The sequence below is a fragment of the Zunongwangia sp. L-65 genome (assembly GCF_056859415.1).
Window position 1 is genome coordinate 81,011 of the sequence record NZ_JBSXOK010000083.1, and the last position, 16,916, is coordinate 97,926.

Annotated in this window: 17 protein-coding genes; 12 read left to right on the plus strand and 5 right to left on the minus strand. The window is 35.6% G+C overall.

All coding sequences use genetic code 11. From position 1 onward, the window contains the following. The first annotated feature begins 2 nt into the window (after nt 1-2). Both AC13DP_RS21130 and AC13DP_RS21135 read left to right on the plus strand, forming a co-directional pair. A complete protein-coding gene (locus tag AC13DP_RS21130; RefSeq protein ID WP_347407203.1) occupies nt 3-1,337 on the plus strand; it encodes a Gfo/Idh/MocA family protein in 1,335 nt (444 codons plus the stop codon). Between the two features lie 382 nt (nt 1,338-1,719). Then, the gene (locus AC13DP_RS21135) at nt 1,720-2,148 is read left to right on the plus strand and encodes a hypothetical protein (RefSeq protein WP_013073600.1); all 429 of its coding nucleotides are present in this window, start codon (nt 1,720-1,722) and stop codon (nt 2,146-2,148) included. A 183-nt stretch (nt 2,149-2,331) separates the two neighbouring features. Here the strand turns inward: AC13DP_RS21135 and AC13DP_RS21140 are convergent, their stop codons facing one another. Next, complete coding sequence (locus AC13DP_RS21140; protein WP_483068413.1) at nt 2,332-3,234, minus strand: metallophosphoesterase family protein; 903 nt, start codon at nt 3,232-3,234, stop codon at nt 2,332-2,334. Nucleotides 3,235-3,499: 265 nt separating this feature from the next. On the opposite strand from AC13DP_RS21140, the gene AC13DP_RS21145 reads away from it, so the two are divergent. After that, nucleotides 3,500-4,207, plus strand: a complete 708-nt coding sequence (locus tag AC13DP_RS21145; RefSeq protein WP_013073598.1) for a TerC family protein — start codon at nt 3,500-3,502, stop codon at nt 4,205-4,207. 351 nt (nt 4,208-4,558) lie between these two features. On the opposite strand, the gene AC13DP_RS21150 is transcribed toward AC13DP_RS21145, so the two are convergent. The 3 genes from AC13DP_RS21150 to AC13DP_RS21160 are packed head-to-tail and all read right to left on the minus strand — an operon-like array spanning nt 4,559 to nt 6,594. After that, nucleotides 4,559-5,170, minus strand: a complete 612-nt coding sequence (locus AC13DP_RS21150) for an FMN-binding negative transcriptional regulator (RefSeq protein ID WP_483068414.1) — start codon at nt 5,168-5,170, stop codon at nt 4,559-4,561. A 32-nt stretch (nt 5,171-5,202) separates the two neighbouring features. After that, on the minus strand, nt 5,203-5,724 hold the full coding sequence (locus AC13DP_RS21155; RefSeq protein WP_013073596.1) for a DUF421 domain-containing protein: 522 nt from the start codon (nt 5,722-5,724) through the stop codon (nt 5,203-5,205). Nucleotides 5,725-5,745: 21 nt separating this feature from the next. Then, nucleotides 5,746-6,594: an SDR family oxidoreductase gene (locus AC13DP_RS21160; RefSeq protein WP_013073595.1), complete on the minus strand. Its 849-nt coding sequence runs from the start codon at nt 6,592-6,594 to the stop codon at nt 5,746-5,748. Between the two features lie 157 nt (nt 6,595-6,751). Between AC13DP_RS21160 and AC13DP_RS21165 the strand changes: the two genes are divergently transcribed. Both AC13DP_RS21165 and AC13DP_RS21170 read left to right on the plus strand, forming a co-directional pair. After that, on the plus strand, nt 6,752-7,417 hold the full coding sequence (locus tag AC13DP_RS21165; protein ID WP_013073594.1) for a glycerophosphodiester phosphodiesterase: 666 nt from the start codon (nt 6,752-6,754) through the stop codon (nt 7,415-7,417). Nucleotides 7,418-7,441: 24 nt separating this feature from the next. Then, nucleotides 7,442-8,662 carry a BaiN/RdsA family NAD(P)/FAD-dependent oxidoreductase gene (locus AC13DP_RS21170; RefSeq protein ID WP_483068415.1) on the plus strand — a complete coding sequence of 407 codons (1,221 nt, stop codon included), beginning with the start codon at nt 7,442-7,444 and terminating at the stop codon, nt 8,660-8,662. On the opposite strand, the gene AC13DP_RS21175 is transcribed toward AC13DP_RS21170, so the two are convergent. Beyond that, nucleotides 8,655-9,131 carry a TspO/MBR family protein gene (locus AC13DP_RS21175; protein WP_013073592.1) on the minus strand — a complete coding sequence of 159 codons (477 nt, stop codon included), beginning with the start codon at nt 9,129-9,131 and terminating at the stop codon, nt 8,655-8,657. The two genes, AC13DP_RS21170 and AC13DP_RS21175, sit on opposite strands and share 8 nt — an antisense overlap. 103 nt (nt 9,132-9,234) lie before the next feature. Between AC13DP_RS21175 and AC13DP_RS21180 the strand changes: the two genes are divergently transcribed. The 7 genes from AC13DP_RS21180 (at nt 9,235) to AC13DP_RS21210 (ending at nt 16,911) form a co-directional block, all read left to right on the plus strand. Then, nucleotides 9,235-10,326 (plus strand): diphosphomevalonate decarboxylase, encoded by a 1,092-nt coding sequence (locus AC13DP_RS21180; RefSeq protein ID WP_228249399.1) that lies wholly within the window; start codon nt 9,235-9,237, stop codon nt 10,324-10,326. A gap of 153 nt (nt 10,327-10,479) precedes the next feature. Then, the gene (locus AC13DP_RS21185) at nt 10,480-11,418 is read left to right on the plus strand and encodes a mevalonate kinase family protein (protein ID WP_228249400.1); all 939 of its coding nucleotides are present in this window, start codon (nt 10,480-10,482) and stop codon (nt 11,416-11,418) included. 23 nt (nt 11,419-11,441) lie between these two features. Next, complete coding sequence (locus AC13DP_RS21190; RefSeq protein WP_228249401.1) at nt 11,442-12,347, plus strand: geranylgeranylglycerol-phosphate geranylgeranyltransferase; 906 nt, start codon at nt 11,442-11,444, stop codon at nt 12,345-12,347. A gap of 108 nt (nt 12,348-12,455) precedes the next feature. Beyond that, a complete protein-coding gene (locus AC13DP_RS21195) occupies nt 12,456-13,292 on the plus strand; it encodes a pseudouridine synthase (RefSeq protein ID WP_041579220.1) in 837 nt (278 codons plus the stop codon). A gap of 318 nt (nt 13,293-13,610) precedes the next feature. Beyond that, nucleotides 13,611-15,005, plus strand: coding sequence for an arginine decarboxylase (locus AC13DP_RS21200; RefSeq protein ID WP_013073587.1), 1,395 nt, complete (start codon nt 13,611-13,613; stop codon nt 15,003-15,005). A gap of 66 nt (nt 15,006-15,071) precedes the next feature. After that, a complete protein-coding gene (gene speB, locus AC13DP_RS21205; protein ID WP_013073586.1) occupies nt 15,072-15,947 on the plus strand; it encodes an agmatinase in 876 nt (291 codons plus the stop codon). After that, nucleotides 15,940-16,911: a deoxyhypusine synthase family protein gene (locus tag AC13DP_RS21210; protein WP_013073585.1), complete on the plus strand. Its 972-nt coding sequence runs from the start codon at nt 15,940-15,942 to the stop codon at nt 16,909-16,911. Before speB ends, AC13DP_RS21210 begins: the two co-directional genes overlap by 8 nt. The last annotated feature ends 5 nt before the right edge of the window (nt 16,912-16,916 follow it).

A 16,916-nucleotide genomic window follows, 5' to 3' on the forward strand; every position in this document is an offset into this window, starting at 1 on the left:
AAATGATGAAATACGATAACCAAAATAACAAAAACTCCAGAAGGGAATTTTGTAAGAATAGTGCCCTTGTAACAGCAGGTATAATGATGCCTTCAACAACTATAAATTCAATGTTTAATGTGTTTAATGATAAAAAATTAAAACTCGCTTTGGTAGGTTGTGGCGGGCGTGGAACAGGTGCAGCAAATCAGGCCCTGAAAGCAGATGATAATATAGAATTAGTCGCAATGGCAGATGCTTTTAAAGATCGTTTGGACAGTAGTTATACAGCCTTAAAGGAAGAGTTTGATGGTACTACAAAAATTAATGTAAAAGGGGAGCATCAGTTTATAGGCTTCGATGCGTACAAGAAAGCAATAGATTTGGCAGACGTGGTTATTTTAACTACACCTCCTGGATTTAGGCCTCACCATTTTGAGTATGCTATACAGGCAGGAAAGCATGTTTTTATGGAAAAACCTGTAGCTACCGATGTTCCTGGTATAAGGAAAGTACTTAAAATGGCGAAAATTGCTAAAGAAAATAAACAAAATGTAGTAGTAGGTTTACAAAGGCGCTATCAAAAAAATTATATCGAAATTGCTAGTCAAATAAGAGATGATAAGGTTGGAGATATTGTATCAGGACAAGTATATTGGAATAGTGCCGGGGTTTGGGTACATCCTAGAAAACCAGAACAAACCGAGATGGAATATCAAATGAGGAACTGGTATTATTTTAACTGGTTGTGTGGAGATCATATTTTAGAACAGCATATACATAACATCGATGTTGCGAATTGGTTTATAGGTGAATATCCTATTGCTGCACAAGGTATGGGAGGAAGAGAAGTTAGAAAAGGTCCTGAACATGGAGAGATTTTTGATCATCATTTTGTTGAATTTACTTATCCGAGTGGTGCTGTTATTTCAAGTCAGTGTAGGCACCAACCGGGAACGATGTCTAAAGTAGCGGAAGCTTTTCAGGGAACCAAAGGAAAGGTGGAAACTAATGATGCCGGTGTGGCTAGAATTACGGATATAAAAGGAAGTGATATTTTTACCTACAGAGGAGAAAATGATCCAAATCCCTATCAAGTAGAGCACGATCGGCTATTTGCCGCGATTCGAAATGGAGAGGTGATAAGTGATGCAGAAAATGGGGCTAAGAGTACTATGACTGCAATAATAGGGCGTATGGCGACCTATAGCGGGCAAGTAATCACCTGGGAAGCGGCAATGAACTCAAATCATATATTGATGCCTGAAGAAATAAACTGGGATAGTGTTCCGCCAACACAGCCAATGGAAAATGGTGAATATCCTATTCCTACGCCGGGTAAAACGAAATATGTATAAAAGCTTTTTATCAAAATAATTGAAGTGTGAATAGTTGATCATACTAACGATATTTGGATAAATTAGAGTTCTTCAGAGAGGAATGAAAATTAAAATCCAGGATTAATATTTTACTGAAGTGCAAAAAGTAGATGCTAGAAAAGCAGATTATATTGACCTCTTATTTTGTGTGCAAATTCGTACAAAATAGTTAATGATAAATTACAGGCTTCTTAGTTTTAGGAGCTTTTTTATGAGGAGTATTTCTAATTCGGAATATTTAGATTGCATTTTATAGGAAATCTGCAATTATCAATTTATTGATGAAATTTTAATGTTAAATTTTGTAGAAGTTTATGGTAACTGTTTAATTTTGAATCTACTAAACTAACTCACAGGGACTATGAAGCTAATCTATACCGGAGCGCATCTAAAGGTATATAATATGGTATCTCGCTCTAATCAAATTATTAATAGTGCTCATTTTTATGAAGATTTAAAGGGATTTTTAGATCAGCATTATAATGAGAATGTTGTAGCCGAATTTTTAAAACGATTAAAAAATTCTAATTTTGAAATTAAAGTTTCTTCTCATTGGAAACCATTTTCAAAACGATTTATTTATATTGATAAAAGTGGTATAAGTATAAACTCAGCACTTTTACATAGACCATCAAAGTTTTACATTGCACTGTTTTTAGAAAAGGCTTTTTTAATATTTGATCAAAAATATGATATCAGCAATAAAACTTTAATGATTAAGAATTTTGAAGAAAAGGAAGATGTCTTGCAAGGCATTGGTTATCTAGCCGCAACCGTTGGTGATCGATAAAATAAAAAAGCTCCACTTTTAGTGGAGCTTTTTTATTATCGCCTCCAAAAGGTAAAATACCCTATCCCGGCACCTCCTAAAATGCCAGAAATTAAAAAAAGGTCTTGCGGTCTATACCTCTTGTATAGTTAAGTTCTTGGTTTCGGTTTATCAGTAGAGAGGGTAAATTTCCTGGTACCTTTTTTAATAGGTAATATAGCTTTCATTAAAACTACCATCGGCATAAAGATCGATTAATCCATACCCCGGTTTGGTTTGTCGGCGAATACCATCCCACCAGGCTCCACTTACTGCCCCATCACAAATATAAGTGACATCATTATATACCACTTTGTCACGTATATGTATATGACCGCTAAGGCAAAGTTTTATGTTGGAGTACTCGTAAAATAAATTAGTTAGTTCTGCGCAATCGGTATGCATATCACCCCCTAAAAATTCCCAACGGTTCACTACATTGTCCTGTATCATCAGGACCGAGGTTAAAATAGGGATGTGTGACATGATCACTATGGGTGTTTTTTTAGGAGTGTTCTTTAATTCGGTTGTTAACCATTGCATTTGCCGATCTCCAAGTTTAACAATGTACCATGTATCATCGATATCCTGATGGGTGCTATCCAGGATAATGAATTTCCAGCCACTCTGCTTAAAGCTATAATAGGACTCTTTTAGTTCTAATCGATCGAGAGAGTATTGTTTTCCGTAAAAAATCTCATTTTTAGAGTCTTCATTCCACCAAATATCGTGATTGCCTAAACAGTATTTTACCGGAATATCATTTTCATTTTTCATCATCATTTCCATTAATTTCCATTGAGCATCAATATCGCTTCGTTTTTCCTTATTCATGTCGAAAACAATGTCTCCACCATTAAGAATAAGATCTACTTTTGGCGAATGTTGCTGAATATGATGTAAGCAACGCTCAAACTTTTTAGGGGCTCCTAAATCATTTTTAAGATGAACATCTGTAATATGTGCTACGCGTAACACAGGAGTGTCTTTTTTAGGTTTGGGAATAAGTGATAATGAAGGAGTTAAAGCTGCTGCGCCAAGTCCTTTTAAAAGAGATCTTCTTTTCATTAGGTTAGTTATCATAATTATGGTTCATAACTCAATAAAAATAGCGAAGATTCATTTTACTGATATTAACTAAATATTAATCACAGGTTAAAAGGGAATAGTAATGGCAGTCCTTAATTATTTTAAGATTGTTCCAAAAATTTCCCTGCTTAAGGAAAGACAAACTATAAAATTGTATGACGATTGCTTCTTAATTTTTAAGCTTTTCTTATCTATTTTTAATGATTTAATATTTAATTTTCAATAAACAAGTTGATTTATTTAGATGGAAATTTTTCTACAGGCAGATACCTGGGTAGCCTTGCTTACCTTAACATTTATGGAGATAGTGCTTGGTATTGATAATATCATTTTTATTTCGCTGGTAGCCGGTAAATTACCAAAACACCAGCAAAAGAAAGCCAGAATTGGCGGTCTTACACTAGCCATGCTTACGCGTGTACTGCTGCTTTTAGGGATTACGTGGATTATTGGATTAACAAAACCGGTATTAACTTTTGGTGATTTTGACTTGAGTTGGAGAGATATTATTCTGTTAGCTGGAGGGCTTTTCCTTTTGGTAAAAAGTACATTGGAAATCCATCATAAAGTTGAAGGGCAACACGAAACTGAAAAGGAGATAAAAGTAAAATCCTTTAATCTGGCTATTGCTCAAATTGTAATGCTGGATATTATTTTTTCGTTTGACTCAATTTTAACTGCGGTTGGTTTAACTACACAGGTGATTTTGATGATTATAGCAGTTATTATTTCAATTTTGGTAATGATGATTTTTGCTAAAGCGGTAAGTGATTTTGTAAACAATCATCCTACAATCCAGATTTTAGCTTTAAGTTTTTTAATTTTAATCGGAGTAATGCTCATCGTAGAAGCTTTGCATTATCATGTGCCTAAAGGATATATCTATTTTTCAGTGTTTTTTTCGCTGGCGATCGAAATGCTAAATATGCGATACCGTAAAAAGAATGTATAGTTTTTTGCTGTTCTGGTTTTGAGTATCTTATATGGGTTCTAAAGTATATTGCATTCGATTTTATATTTAGTTTAGCACTGTCATCAAAATTTGGTTTTTCTGAGTCTTCAGGAGATCGACAAAACTAGCCTATTGGTCAGATCCAAAAATTTCATCAGAATGGAAATCTAAAAGTTAAGAAGATTTTTAACGCAGAAAATATACTTTTTTCGGAAAAAGATGCTAGAGAATTATATAGAGTTTTATAATGATGGACAACTCTATCTGAAGTTTACATGACAACAAGAGAAACTTTATGGAGAATTAGTGGAGTATTGAAAAAAGGAAATATAAAGCGTTATAACGGGATTTCTATAAGTCGTTTTCTTCTTTAATATCTTTCGCAAGTAATTTTTGTTGGGCATCTCCTTTTTCTAAATGATCAATAGAAGATTTTATGTCTTCTTTTTTATAGCCCTGGTGTAATTTTGCAATCCCTTTAATTTTAAAGGGTTCAGCCCAAAATCCGGTAATTAGCGGTAAATGATCCAACAGCATTTGCTGTGGAATTTCGTCATAAAAAAGAGGTGAATTTTGTTTATTTTCGAAAGTATTGACCAGCTTTTTTAAAGAACTTTCTAATTCTTCTTGAGTTTGAAGTTTAATGCGAGCGTTTACATGCACAGCCGAATAATCCCAGGTGCTAATATCTTTTTCGGTATACCAGGAAGAACTTACATAGCCCTGAGTACCCTGAAAAATCAGTAGAATCTCGGTACCATCCTTTAAGGTTTTTAGTTGCTCGTTATGATTAGCGATATGAGCATATAGCTTAAAGTTTTGTGCCCTACCTTCAACTAAAACAGGAATATGCGTTGCCATCAGGTTATTTGATTGGCTGACCATGGTGGCAAAAGGATGATTTTGAATAAACTTAAAGATAAATTCTGGGTCATCCTTTTTATACTGTTGAGGCTGGTACATTTTTTCGAAATGAAAATTATACGCGCAAATTACTAATTTCGATTTACATCTTTAATAAGCCATTCTTCTAATTTTTTATCCGGGTTAGAGTGGAGTACAGAGACATCTCCGGTTGTTTCAAAAATAACCGCTCTTACTTCAGAAAGTTGAATCACGTTGGCTTCCCTGAGTTTTCCCCGCAGATCAGATTCGGTTACTCTTGCCTTCTTTAAATTTTCATGAAAAATCTTTCCTTCCTCCATAAGCAATAATGGCTCGTTGTCGGTTATTTTTCGAAATTTAGGATAACGTCTTAAAAATGCAGTACCAATTTGTAAAATATAAACCACCAATAAACCAACTGCGCCCTGTATTAAACTTACATTCTTTAATAGAATGGTTGAAGCCAAGATACTTCCACTGGCAATAGTCATTGCAAAATCGAAGCTTGACATTTTAGAAAAGCTTCTTTTGCCTGCGATTCTGGTGTAAACTATTACGGTAATATAAATTCCTATGGCACTAAGTACTATTGCAATTAAACTTGTGCCTGATGCTTCAAACCATTTCTCCATTTTGTTGATTTTAATTTATGATTATCCTCCTATTAATTCGCCTCCGTTAACATGAATGGTTTGCCCGGTGATATAACTGCTATCTTCACTGGCGAGGAAAACATAGGCAGGAGCAACTTCTCCCGGTTGCCCGGCGCGACCCATAGGTACTTTTTGTCCAAATTTGGTAACATCTTCAAATGTAGCCGGAATTAAAGGTGTCCATATTGGTCCGGGAGCAACAGCATTTACCCTAATTCCTTTTGAAACCAGCATCGAAGATAAACTTCTTGTGAAACTGGTGATGGCTCCTTTAGTGCTGGCGTAATCTAACAAATGAGAACTACCACGATACGAAGTGACTGAAGTGGTATTAACAATAGTCGAATTTTCTTTTAAGTGGTGTAGTGCTTCTTTTAGAATATAGAAATACGGATAAATATTGGTTTCGAAAGTTTCCTTTAACTGATCAATACTTATATCCTGAATAGAATCTTTGGGAAACTGAACTGCCGCATTATTGATTAATATATCTAAACCACCAAACTCTGTCACTACGTGCTTTACCGCTTTTTTGCAAAATTCTGGGTCTTTAATGTCTCCTTCCAGTAAAAAACACTCTTGTCCTTCGGCTTCAATAAGTTTTTTTGTTTCCAGGGCATCTTCATCTTCCTCAAGATAGATAATGGCAATATTAGCACCTTCGCGAGCAAAATGTACAGCCACACTTTGCCCTATACCACTGTCTCCCCCGGTAATTAATGCATTTTTCCCTTTCAGCTTTTCACTGCCTTTGTAAGAGTCTCTGATCACCACGGGTTGGGGATCCATTTTATGCTGATCCCCCGGTTGTTTTTGATCTTGTTGCGGAAAGGTTTTTGGTTGATTCATAAAATTTGCATTTTAGTAGTTTGAAATCGAGTCAATTTAATCATGGTAGAGGCAAAAAAAATGTTAAGTTGTCCTAAGCATTTCTAAAGGGATGCCGATTTTAATTTTTTGAACTAAAAATTATTTGAATAAAACTAACTAACAACAGACTAAACAAATGGCAACTTTAAAAATCGGACATCGTGGCGCAAAAGGCCACGTAGCAGAAAACACACTCGAAAGTATTAAAAAGGCGATGCTGCTTAAAGTCGATATGATCGAGATTGATGTGCATCTTTGCAAAACCGGGGAACTGGTCGTAATTCATGATGAGGAACTTGGTAATACGACTTCAGGAAATGGAGTGGTAAGCGATAAAAGCCTGGCGCAAATTAAATCGTTTAGGACCAGAGAGGGATATCAGATCCCAACCTTATCCGAGGTGTTGGAACTGATTCAGGATAAAGTGATTTTAAATATCGAACTAAAAGGAGAGGGGACGGCCGAGCCGGTTTTAAAATGCCTGCAAAAATTTCCGGAATCAAAAATTCTTATCTCCAGTTTTAGTTTTAACGAATTAATGAGTTTACGTAGTTTGAATCCCGAAATTCCGGTTGCCGTCTTAACCGAAAATGATCTTAGTATGGCATTTTTACAGGCAAGGCATTTAAAAGCTTTTTCTATACATCCTTATTACAAAATGGTGACCAGAGATTTTATCGCAGATTGTCATCGAAACGATATTAAAGTTTATGTTTGGACCGTAAATAAACCAGAGAAGATTAAGAAACTAAAAAGTCTTGATGTGGATGGTATTTTCTCTGATTTTCCAGATCGATTATAACTAAAACTAGTTTTAAAGAGGCGTATGGTGCACTATGATGTATTGGTAGTAGGAGGTGGAGCAGCCGGTTTTTTTACCGCGATTAATCTGGCAAATTTTAATCCCGAATTAAAGATTGCCATTTTAGAGCGGGGCAAAACCGTGTTATCTAAAGTGAAAATTTCAGGAGGAGGGCGCTGTAACGTGACCCATGCCGAATTTATACCGAAAGATTTAACGCGTAATTATCCAAGAGGAGAAAAAGAACTGCTAGGACCGTTTCATCATTTTATGACAGGCGATACCATTGGCTGGTTTGCAGAACGAGGTGTAGAATTAAAGACCGAGGAAGATGGAAGAATGTTTCCGGTTACTGATAGTTCTGAAACCATTATTGATTGCTTTTTGTCTGAAACCCGGCGCTTGGGAATTGAAGTACTTACCGGACAGCCAGTAAAAAATATTTGGAAAGAAAACGAATACTGGTGTATAGAAAGTATAAAAACTAATTTTACATGCGATAAACTGGTGATTGCGACGGGCAGTAACCCCAAAATGTGGGATATTCTGAAAAAGTTAGGGCATAAGATGGTGAATGCAGTCCCTTCGTTGTTTACTTTTAATATCAAAGATACAAGGATTAAAAATTTGGCTGGTATCTCTACGTTTGCTGAAGTGAAAATCCCAAACTCTGGATTAGAAAGTGAAGGCCCGCTTCTTATCACTCACTGGGGGATGAGCGGTCCGGGAATTTTAAAGCTTTCGGCCTGGGGGGCAAGGGAGTTAAACGACTGTGATTATCAATTTTCGATTTTTGTGAATTGGGTGCCGGGTTTTAATCCAGATACGATTTTAGAAGGATTACGGAGTATAAAAAAGTCCTCAGCAAAACAAAAAGTATCAAAATATGCACAATTTGAGCTCCCAAAACGACTTTGGGTAAAATTGGTAACGGCTGCAGCTATTTCAGGAGATGAGGTTTGGGCAAATGTATCAAAGACGCAGTTAGATAAGTTGGCTTTTCAACTTACTAAAGGAGAGTTTACTGTAAATGGGAAAAGTACTTTTAAAGATGAATTTGTAACCGCAGGCGGTGTAGATTTAAAAGAAATCGATTTTAAAAGCTTTCGTAGTAAAAAATATAAAAGCCTTTATTTGGCCGGAGAGGTATTAAATATCGATGCTGTTACCGGTGGATTTAATTTTCAAAATGCATGGACTGGTGGGTATATGGTGGCAAAAGCGATAGCCGGGGATATTAGTTAATTCGCCAAAATTCAAAAGTGAAAACGATAAGGAAAAGGACCCATACGGCATAAGGTATAAGAAGATATGCTGAGAGAACACTAACAACTTTAAACCACCTGATAGTAATAAGCAATACTATAAAAACCGCGCTTATAGCAATTAATGCGATCATGGGTTCATGTAATCCAAAGAAAAATAAAAACCAAAAGGCATTAAGCAGCAAAATAAACCCAAAATGATAAAGAGCAGTTTTAACCCATTTATGATAAAAGCCTTTGTTCCAAACTAGACCTGCCGAAATTCCAATTAGTATATACATGATTGTCCAAACCGGCCCAAATAAAGATTCTGGCGGTGTAAACCATGGTTTTTGCAGCGCAGCATACCAGGAGTCCAGTCCGTTTTGAAGAGCAATTATTCCCAAAAAGCCAAAAACCAGACAAACAGCGGTAGCTGTTACGCTGCGTAGAAGCAGCTTAGAATTCATTAGTTAAGTTAGGTTTGACTTTAAAAATAATAAAAAAAATGAATTTTGCATCTTTTATCGGGAAAAATTTAAAAGTATATATTTGCTAAAAATCTAAAGAAAAATGCCTGATAAGGAGTTTGTCTCAGCACCTTTGAAAAATGCTGTGGAGAGTGGATCGGTTTGCTGGGAAGCCCCAAGTAATATAGCTTTGGTGAAATATTGGGGGAAAAAGGAAAATCAAATTCCTGCTAATCCCTCTATAAGCTTTACTCTTAAAAATTGTAAAACCACCACCAGATTAAACTATGTTAAAGTTTCTGATAATTCTACTACTTCGAGAGGAATCGAGTTTGATGTTATCTTTGAAGGAGTTAAGAAAGAGAGTTTTAAACCTAAAATAGCCTCTTTTTTTAAACGAATTTTGCCTTATTGTTCTTATTTAGAAGAGTTTAAGTTTGAGGTGGTTTCTGATAATTCATTTCCACATAGTAGCGGAATTGCTTCGTCGGCCAGTGGGATGAGTGCGTTAGCACTTTGTGTGATGAGTCTGGAAAAAAGCTTATTCCCTGAAACAGAAGATGATTTCTTTTATAAAAAGGCATCGTTTTTGGCAAGGCTGGGTAGCGGTAGCGCTTGCAGAAGTGTAAGAGGTGATCTTGTAGTTTGGGGACAACATCAGGAAATTCCGTTAAGTAGTGATACTTATGGCGTTCAGTATCCATTTAAAATTGCCGATGTTTTTAAAGATTATCAGGATACCATATTGCTTGTTGATAAGGGTAAAAAACAAGTGAGCAGCACTGTGGGGCATGATCTAATGCACGGGCATGCTTTTGCAGCGGCCAGGTTTCAACAGGCACATGATCATTTAAGTGCTTTGATTCCTGTTTTTGAAAAAGGAGATGTAAAGCAATTTATTAAAATAGTGGAACGTGAAGCACTTACGTTGCATGCTATGATGATGAGCAGTGATCCCTATTTTTTATTGATGAAACCCAATACGCTGGCGATTATTAATAAAATCTGGGAGAAGCGTGAGGAAAGCAAAATTCCGGTTTGTTTCACTTTAGATGCTGGTGCAAACGTGCATATGTTATATCCTTCTCAGTTTAAAGAAGAAATTTTGGAATTTGTTAAGAACGAGTTAGTTGTCTATTGTGAAAATGGACACTATATTTGTGACGAAATTGGAAAAGGATCAAAAAAGTTGTAAATTTACTTAAGTGCCTCAGGCTAAGTCAACGAGGTGTTGTGTAGAAAATTACTTTTTTATTTCGAGCTAAGCCTTGAAGTATTTAATCTCGATTATCTAGTAAATGGCTATAATGCAAATTTTTAATTTCTGAATGCTAAAAGGCTAATGTATATGAAAGGACCTTTATTTTATTCGAAAATTTTATTGTTTGGGGAATATGGAATTATAAAAGATTCCAAAGGATTATCAATCCCCTACAATTTTTATAACGGAGCTTTAAAAGTTTCTGCAGAGCCTACAGCAAAAGCAAAAGAATCTAACGAGCACTTAAGGCGTTTTTCCAATTACCTGAACACACTTCAGAAAGAACATCCTGAACTGGTACAGTTTGATATTGTAACTTTAGAAGCAGATATCGAAAAAGGAATGTACTTTGATTCCAGTATTCCTCAAGGTTACGGTGTGGGGAGTAGTGGTGCTCTAGTCGCTGCTATTTATGATAAATATGCTACCGATAAAATTACGGTTTTAGAAAACCTAACCAGGGACAAATTGTTAAAGCTGAAGAAGATTTTTGGAAAAATGGAAAGCTTTTTTCATGGTGAGTCTTCTGGTTTAGATCCTTTAAACAGCTATTTAAGCATCCCTATTTTAATTAATTCCAAAGATAATATTGAGCCGGCTGGAATCCCTTCGCAAACCGAAAACGGTACCGGAGCGGTGTTTTTATTAGATAGTGGTTCTACGGGAGAAACAGCACCTATGGTTTCTATATTTATGGAAAACATGAAGCAGGAGCCGTTTAGGAAAATGCTTAAAAATCAGTTCGTAAAGCATACAGATGCCTGTGTAGAAGATTTTCTAAAAGGAGATGTGAAGTCGCTTTTTAAAAATGTAAAAAGTCTTTCTCACGTAGTTTTAGATAACTTTAAACCTATGATCCCGGCTAAATTCCATAAGCTTTGGAAACATGGTATCGAAACCAACGATTATTATCTGAAGCTTTGTGGTTCTGGAGGCGGAGGATATATTTTAGGATTTACAGAAGATATCGAGAAGGCCAGAACGTCCCTAAAAGATTACAATCTGGAGGTGGTATATACCTTCTAATTTTATCTGAAAAATTATAGCCTATGGCTTCGCTAATGAATAAGCGTTTTTTGCTTAAGATGCTAAGCCTCTTTTCTGTGGTACGCGGTTATAATATTTTGATGATCGTTATTGCCCAATACCTGGCTTCAGCTTTTATACTTGCACCAAATCTTCCGTTGCGTGAGGTTTTTTTTGATGATAATCTTTTTTTCCTGATTTTAAGTACGGCAAGCGTAATTGCTTCAGGGTATATTATCAATAACTTTTACGATAGCGAGAAGGATCTGATAAATCGCCCCAAAAAAACAATGTTGGACAGGATCGTAGGACAGCGAACAAAACTTTCGGTATATTTTATACTAAATATGTTTGCGGTATTTTTTGCCAGCTATGTGTCTTTTAAAACCGTTGTTTTTTTTTCCCTGTATATTTTTTCCATTTGGTTTTATTCGCATCGTTTAAAGAAAATTCTTTTTGTGGGAAACCTAGTTGCTTCCGTTATTGCCATCATTCCATTTTTTGCGGTGTTTGTATATTATGGGAATACTGAAACGGTGATTTTTATTCACGCTGCATTTTTATTTTTGATGATTGCCATGCGGGAGCTGGTAAAAGACCTTGAAAACATAAGGGGAGATCTGGCTTTAAATTATCATACCATTCCGGTTGTTTATGGAGAAAAATGGAGTAAGTTATTTTTAGGGATTTTATTCTTAATTTCTATCATTCCTACCTTATTACTTACCCAAAAGTTTAATGTGGGCTATATGCATTATTATTTTTATGCCAGCTTTTTTTTACTAACATTATTTATGTTGATTCTTTATTTCAGCAAAACAAAGTGGCAGTACCTGATACTCCACAATATCCTGAAATTTATTATTGTAGCCGGGGTTTTTAGTATCTTACTTATTGATCCTGATACCCTTTTAAATAGAGTGTTCTAAAAGCAAATTCCTAGATTTTAGTAAGTTGACTTTAAAATAAATCAAAATCTTTTGATAATCATTTTTTAACATCGATACGAACCAGTATCTTTGCAAAAAATTAGCGATATGAGCAGAAGTGATAATTCTTCAGGGAAAAAATTTAGTGGAAGACAGGGCGGCAGCAGTCGTAAGAAATCTTATGCTCGTGGTAACGCCCCCATAAAACGTAAAAATACTGCTCTGGAAAAGCGTGAAGATGGAATGCGTTTAAATAAATATATTGCTAATGCAGGTATTTGCTCACGTAGGGATGCCGATATATATATCGCTTCCGGTAATGTTTCGGTAAACGGCGAAGTAGTGACCGAGATGGGCTATAAAGTACAATTAACCGATGAGGTGAAATTTGACGGACGAAGTATTACTCCAGATAAACCGGAATATTTTGTACTTAACAAATCTAAAGGTGTTTTTGTAACCGGAAGTGTACACAAAGGAGGATTAACCGTAATGGATATTATGGCGAAAGCTTCTAAATCTAAATTAGATCCTATTGGGAAATTAGATACCCAAACAACCGGTTTGTTGGTGTTTACCAATGATGGTGCTTTAGCCAAGAAACTCGCTAATCCTAAAAACGGAATTCGGCAGATTTATCATATAAAATTGGATCATGCATTATCGCAAGATGATCTTGAGAAAATCAGGGAAGGCGTTTATATTGAAAGTAAAAAGATTAATGTGACGGATGTAAGTTACGTTAAAGATCGCCCTAAGACTGAGGTGGGAATGGAACTTACCAGTACAAAACCTCATATTGTACAAAAGATATTTAAGAGTTTAAGCTACGAAATATTGAATCTGGACCGGGTGGTTTATGGAGGGCTAACTAAAAAAGATTTACCACGAGGAAGGTTTAGGACCCTTACCAAACAAGAGGTAATTAACCTTGGAAATTTGTAGTTGGTTTTTTAATTTTTCCATTAATTTTTTATTTACATTTACCACCTGTTTCGTGACGGGTGGTAGCAACTATTATTTAAAAAGCATCCGGCGACAAAAGTTTTTAATTAATAGATTTATTTTTTAGTGTTTTTAGATTGAAAAACATTTTTTTCTTCAGGTATCTGTCAACTCAGGCAGTCATTAGGTTTAGAGGTAATTCTAAATCTCAATTTTTGTATATTATAAGTTTTCTTAACAATATTTTATCAATCTGAATTTTCAGGCTGTGATATTAATAACTAATTTTTAATTTTTAACCAATCTACTTTTATAAAATTGAATACCAAGTACAGGGATTTAATCGATCAGACTTACTACTTTCCTCAGGAGGAATTTAAATTAGAGGGTAGTGAGCTTCAATTTCATGATATTGATTTAATGGAGCTTGTCAAGCAATACGGCGCACCATTAAAATTCACTTATCTACCAAAAATTTCAGACAATATCAATCGTGCAAAAGGCTGGTTTAAAGCCGCCATGAAAAACCTTGATTATAAGGGAACTTATAATTACTGTTATTGTACAAAGAGTTCGCACTTTCAATATGTGATGAACGAAGCGCTTAAAAATGATATTCATATTGAAACTTCGTCAGCTTTCGATATTAATATCGTTGAGAAATTAAAGGCTTCCGGAAAACTGAAAGACGATGCTTATGTTATTTGTAATGGATTTAAGCGAGATCAATATGTGGCCAATATAGGCCGGTTAATTAATAATGGACATAAAAATTGTATTCCCATTATTGATAATTATGAAGAGTTAAGCCTGCTAGAAGATCGCATAAACGACGATTTTGAAGTTGGGATTAGAATTGCTTCTGAAGAAGAACCGAAATTTGAATTCTATACCTCTAGATTGGGGATTGGGTACAAAAATATTGTACCGTTTTACAACCAATCAATAAAAGATAATGATAAGGTGAATCTGAAAATGCTTCACTTTTTTATCAATACCGGGATTCGAGATACTGCTTATTACTGGAACGAACTTAATAAGTGTCTTAAGGTTTATATTAACCTTAAAAGAATTTGCCCTACATTAGATAGCCTGAATATTGGTGGAGGATTTCCTATAAAAAATTCACTGGCTTTTGATTATGATTATCAGTATATGGTAGAAGAAATCATTAATCAAATTCAGCTGGCCTGCAAAGAGGCAGATGTAGAAGTGCCTAATCTTTTTACCGAATTCGGAAGTTTTACCGTAGGAGAAAGTGGTGGTGCCATTTATGAAATCTTATACCAAAAGCAGCAAAACGATCGTGAAAAATGGAATATGATCAACTCCTCTTTCATTACGACATTACCAGATACCTGGGCAATTAGCAAAAAATTTGTCATGCTGGCCATTAATCGCTGGAATGATGAGTACGAGCGCGTACTGTTGGGGGGATTAACCTGTGATAGTGATGATTATTATAACAGCGAGCAAAATACCAATGCGATTTATCTCCCTAAGTTTAAAAAAGATAAGCCGCTGTATATAGGCTTTTTTAATACAGGAGCCTACCAGCAAACCATTGGTGGTTTTGGAGGCTTACAGCACTGTTTAATTCCACAGCCAAAACATGTGCTCATCGATAAAGACGAAAATGGTAAGATCTTCACTAAATTATTTAGTGAACAGCAAAAAGCCGAAGATATGTTAGATATTTTGGGCTATGACTAAATATGAGAACTAAAATTTATATCTTTAAAATAATCAACTATTTCTTATTAAACCAATTAGATTAAAATGAGTAAAAAGAATTATGCCGGTATACCCGATAAATATGCCAGGATAGATGAGGCGAAGGTGGTATTAATTCCTGTTCCTTATGATGGTACCAGTACCTGGCAAAAAGGCGCAGATAAAGGTCCAGATGCATTTTTGGAAGCTTCAGAAAATATGGAAGTCTATGATATAGAAACCAGATCTGAAGTTTATAAAAAAGGAGTGTATTTAGCACCAGCCGTTACCGAAAATTCTTCACCGGAGAAAATGGTAGAGGCGGTATATAAAACCACTAAAAATTACATCGCTCAGGAAAAATTTGTAACGCTTTTTGGAGGGGAGCATAGTATTTCTATTGGCAGTATTAGGGCTTTTAATGAAAGTTTTGAAGATCTTACTGTAGTTCAATTAGATGCACATGCCGATTTAAGACCAGAATATGAAGGTTCTAAATGCAATCACGCCTGTGCAATGTATGAGGCAAGTAAAAAAACCAACCTTATTCAGGTAGGAATTCGATCTATGGATATCTCAGAGACCGAACACATGGACGAGAACCAGGTGTATTTTGGTCATGATCTTTACGAAGACTGGATGGATGATGCTATTGGTCAAATGACGCCAAATGTATTTATCACCATAGATTTGGATGCTTTTGATCCTTCTATCTTGCCTTCTACAGGTACACCAGAGCCGGGAGGTTTGTTCTGGTATGAGACCTTAGAATTTTTAAAATTAATGTTTAAGAAAAAGAATGTAGTTGGCTTTGATATTGTAGAGCTTTGTCCAAATAAAAATGAGAAGTCTTCAGATTTTCTTGCGGCAAAACTGTACTACAAAATGTTAAGCTATAAGTTCAAATATCAAAATTATAACGAAGAAAACGACGATGAATAAAGGAGCGATTTCGCAATTCATAGAAAAATATTATTTACACTTTAATGCGGCAGCTCTTGTTGACGCGGCGAAAGATTACGAAAAGCAATTAGAAGGCGGTAGTAAAATGTTGGTTTCTCTTGCAGGAGCCATGAGTACGGCTGAGCTTGGTAAAATCTTTGCCGAAATGATTAGGCAGGATAAAGTACAGATTGTTTCCTGTACCGGTGCTAACCTGGAAGAAGATGTGATGAATCTTGTGGCGCACTCTCATTACAAGCGCGTACCTAATTATCGCGATCTTACGCCAAAAGAAGAATGGGAACTTTTGGAAGGCGGCTTAAACCGTGTTACCGATACCTGTATTCCGGAGGAAGAAGCGTTTAGAAGAATTCAGGAACATATTTTTAAAATCTGGAAAGAGGCAGACGATAAAGGAGAACGTTACCTCCCTCATGAGTTTTTGTATAAATTATTATTAAGTGGGGTTCTGGAAGAATATTATGAGATCGATCTTAAAGATTCCTGGATGTATGCTGCGGCAGAGAAAAATTTGCCTATGGTAGTGCCGGGTTGGGAAGATAGTACACTGGGGAACATTTTTGCATCTTACGTAATTAAAGGTGAGTTAAAAGCCAGTACCATGAAATCCGGTATCGAGTATATGACCTTTTTAGCCGACTGGTATACCGAAAATTCTAAAAACGGAATTGGTTTCTTTCAAATTGGAGGAGGAATCGCAGGAGATTTTCCAATTTGTGTGGTTCCAATGTTATATCAGGATCTGGAAAGAACAGATACGCCATTTTGGAGTTATTTCTGCCAGATCTCAGACTCTACCACAAGTTATGGTTCCTATTCTGGTGCCGTACCTAACGAGAAAATTACCTGGGGTAAATTAGATATTAACACACCAAAGCATATAATTGAGAGCGACGCAACAATTGTAGCACCACTAATATTCGCCTATTTGTTAGATATGTAGTTTGT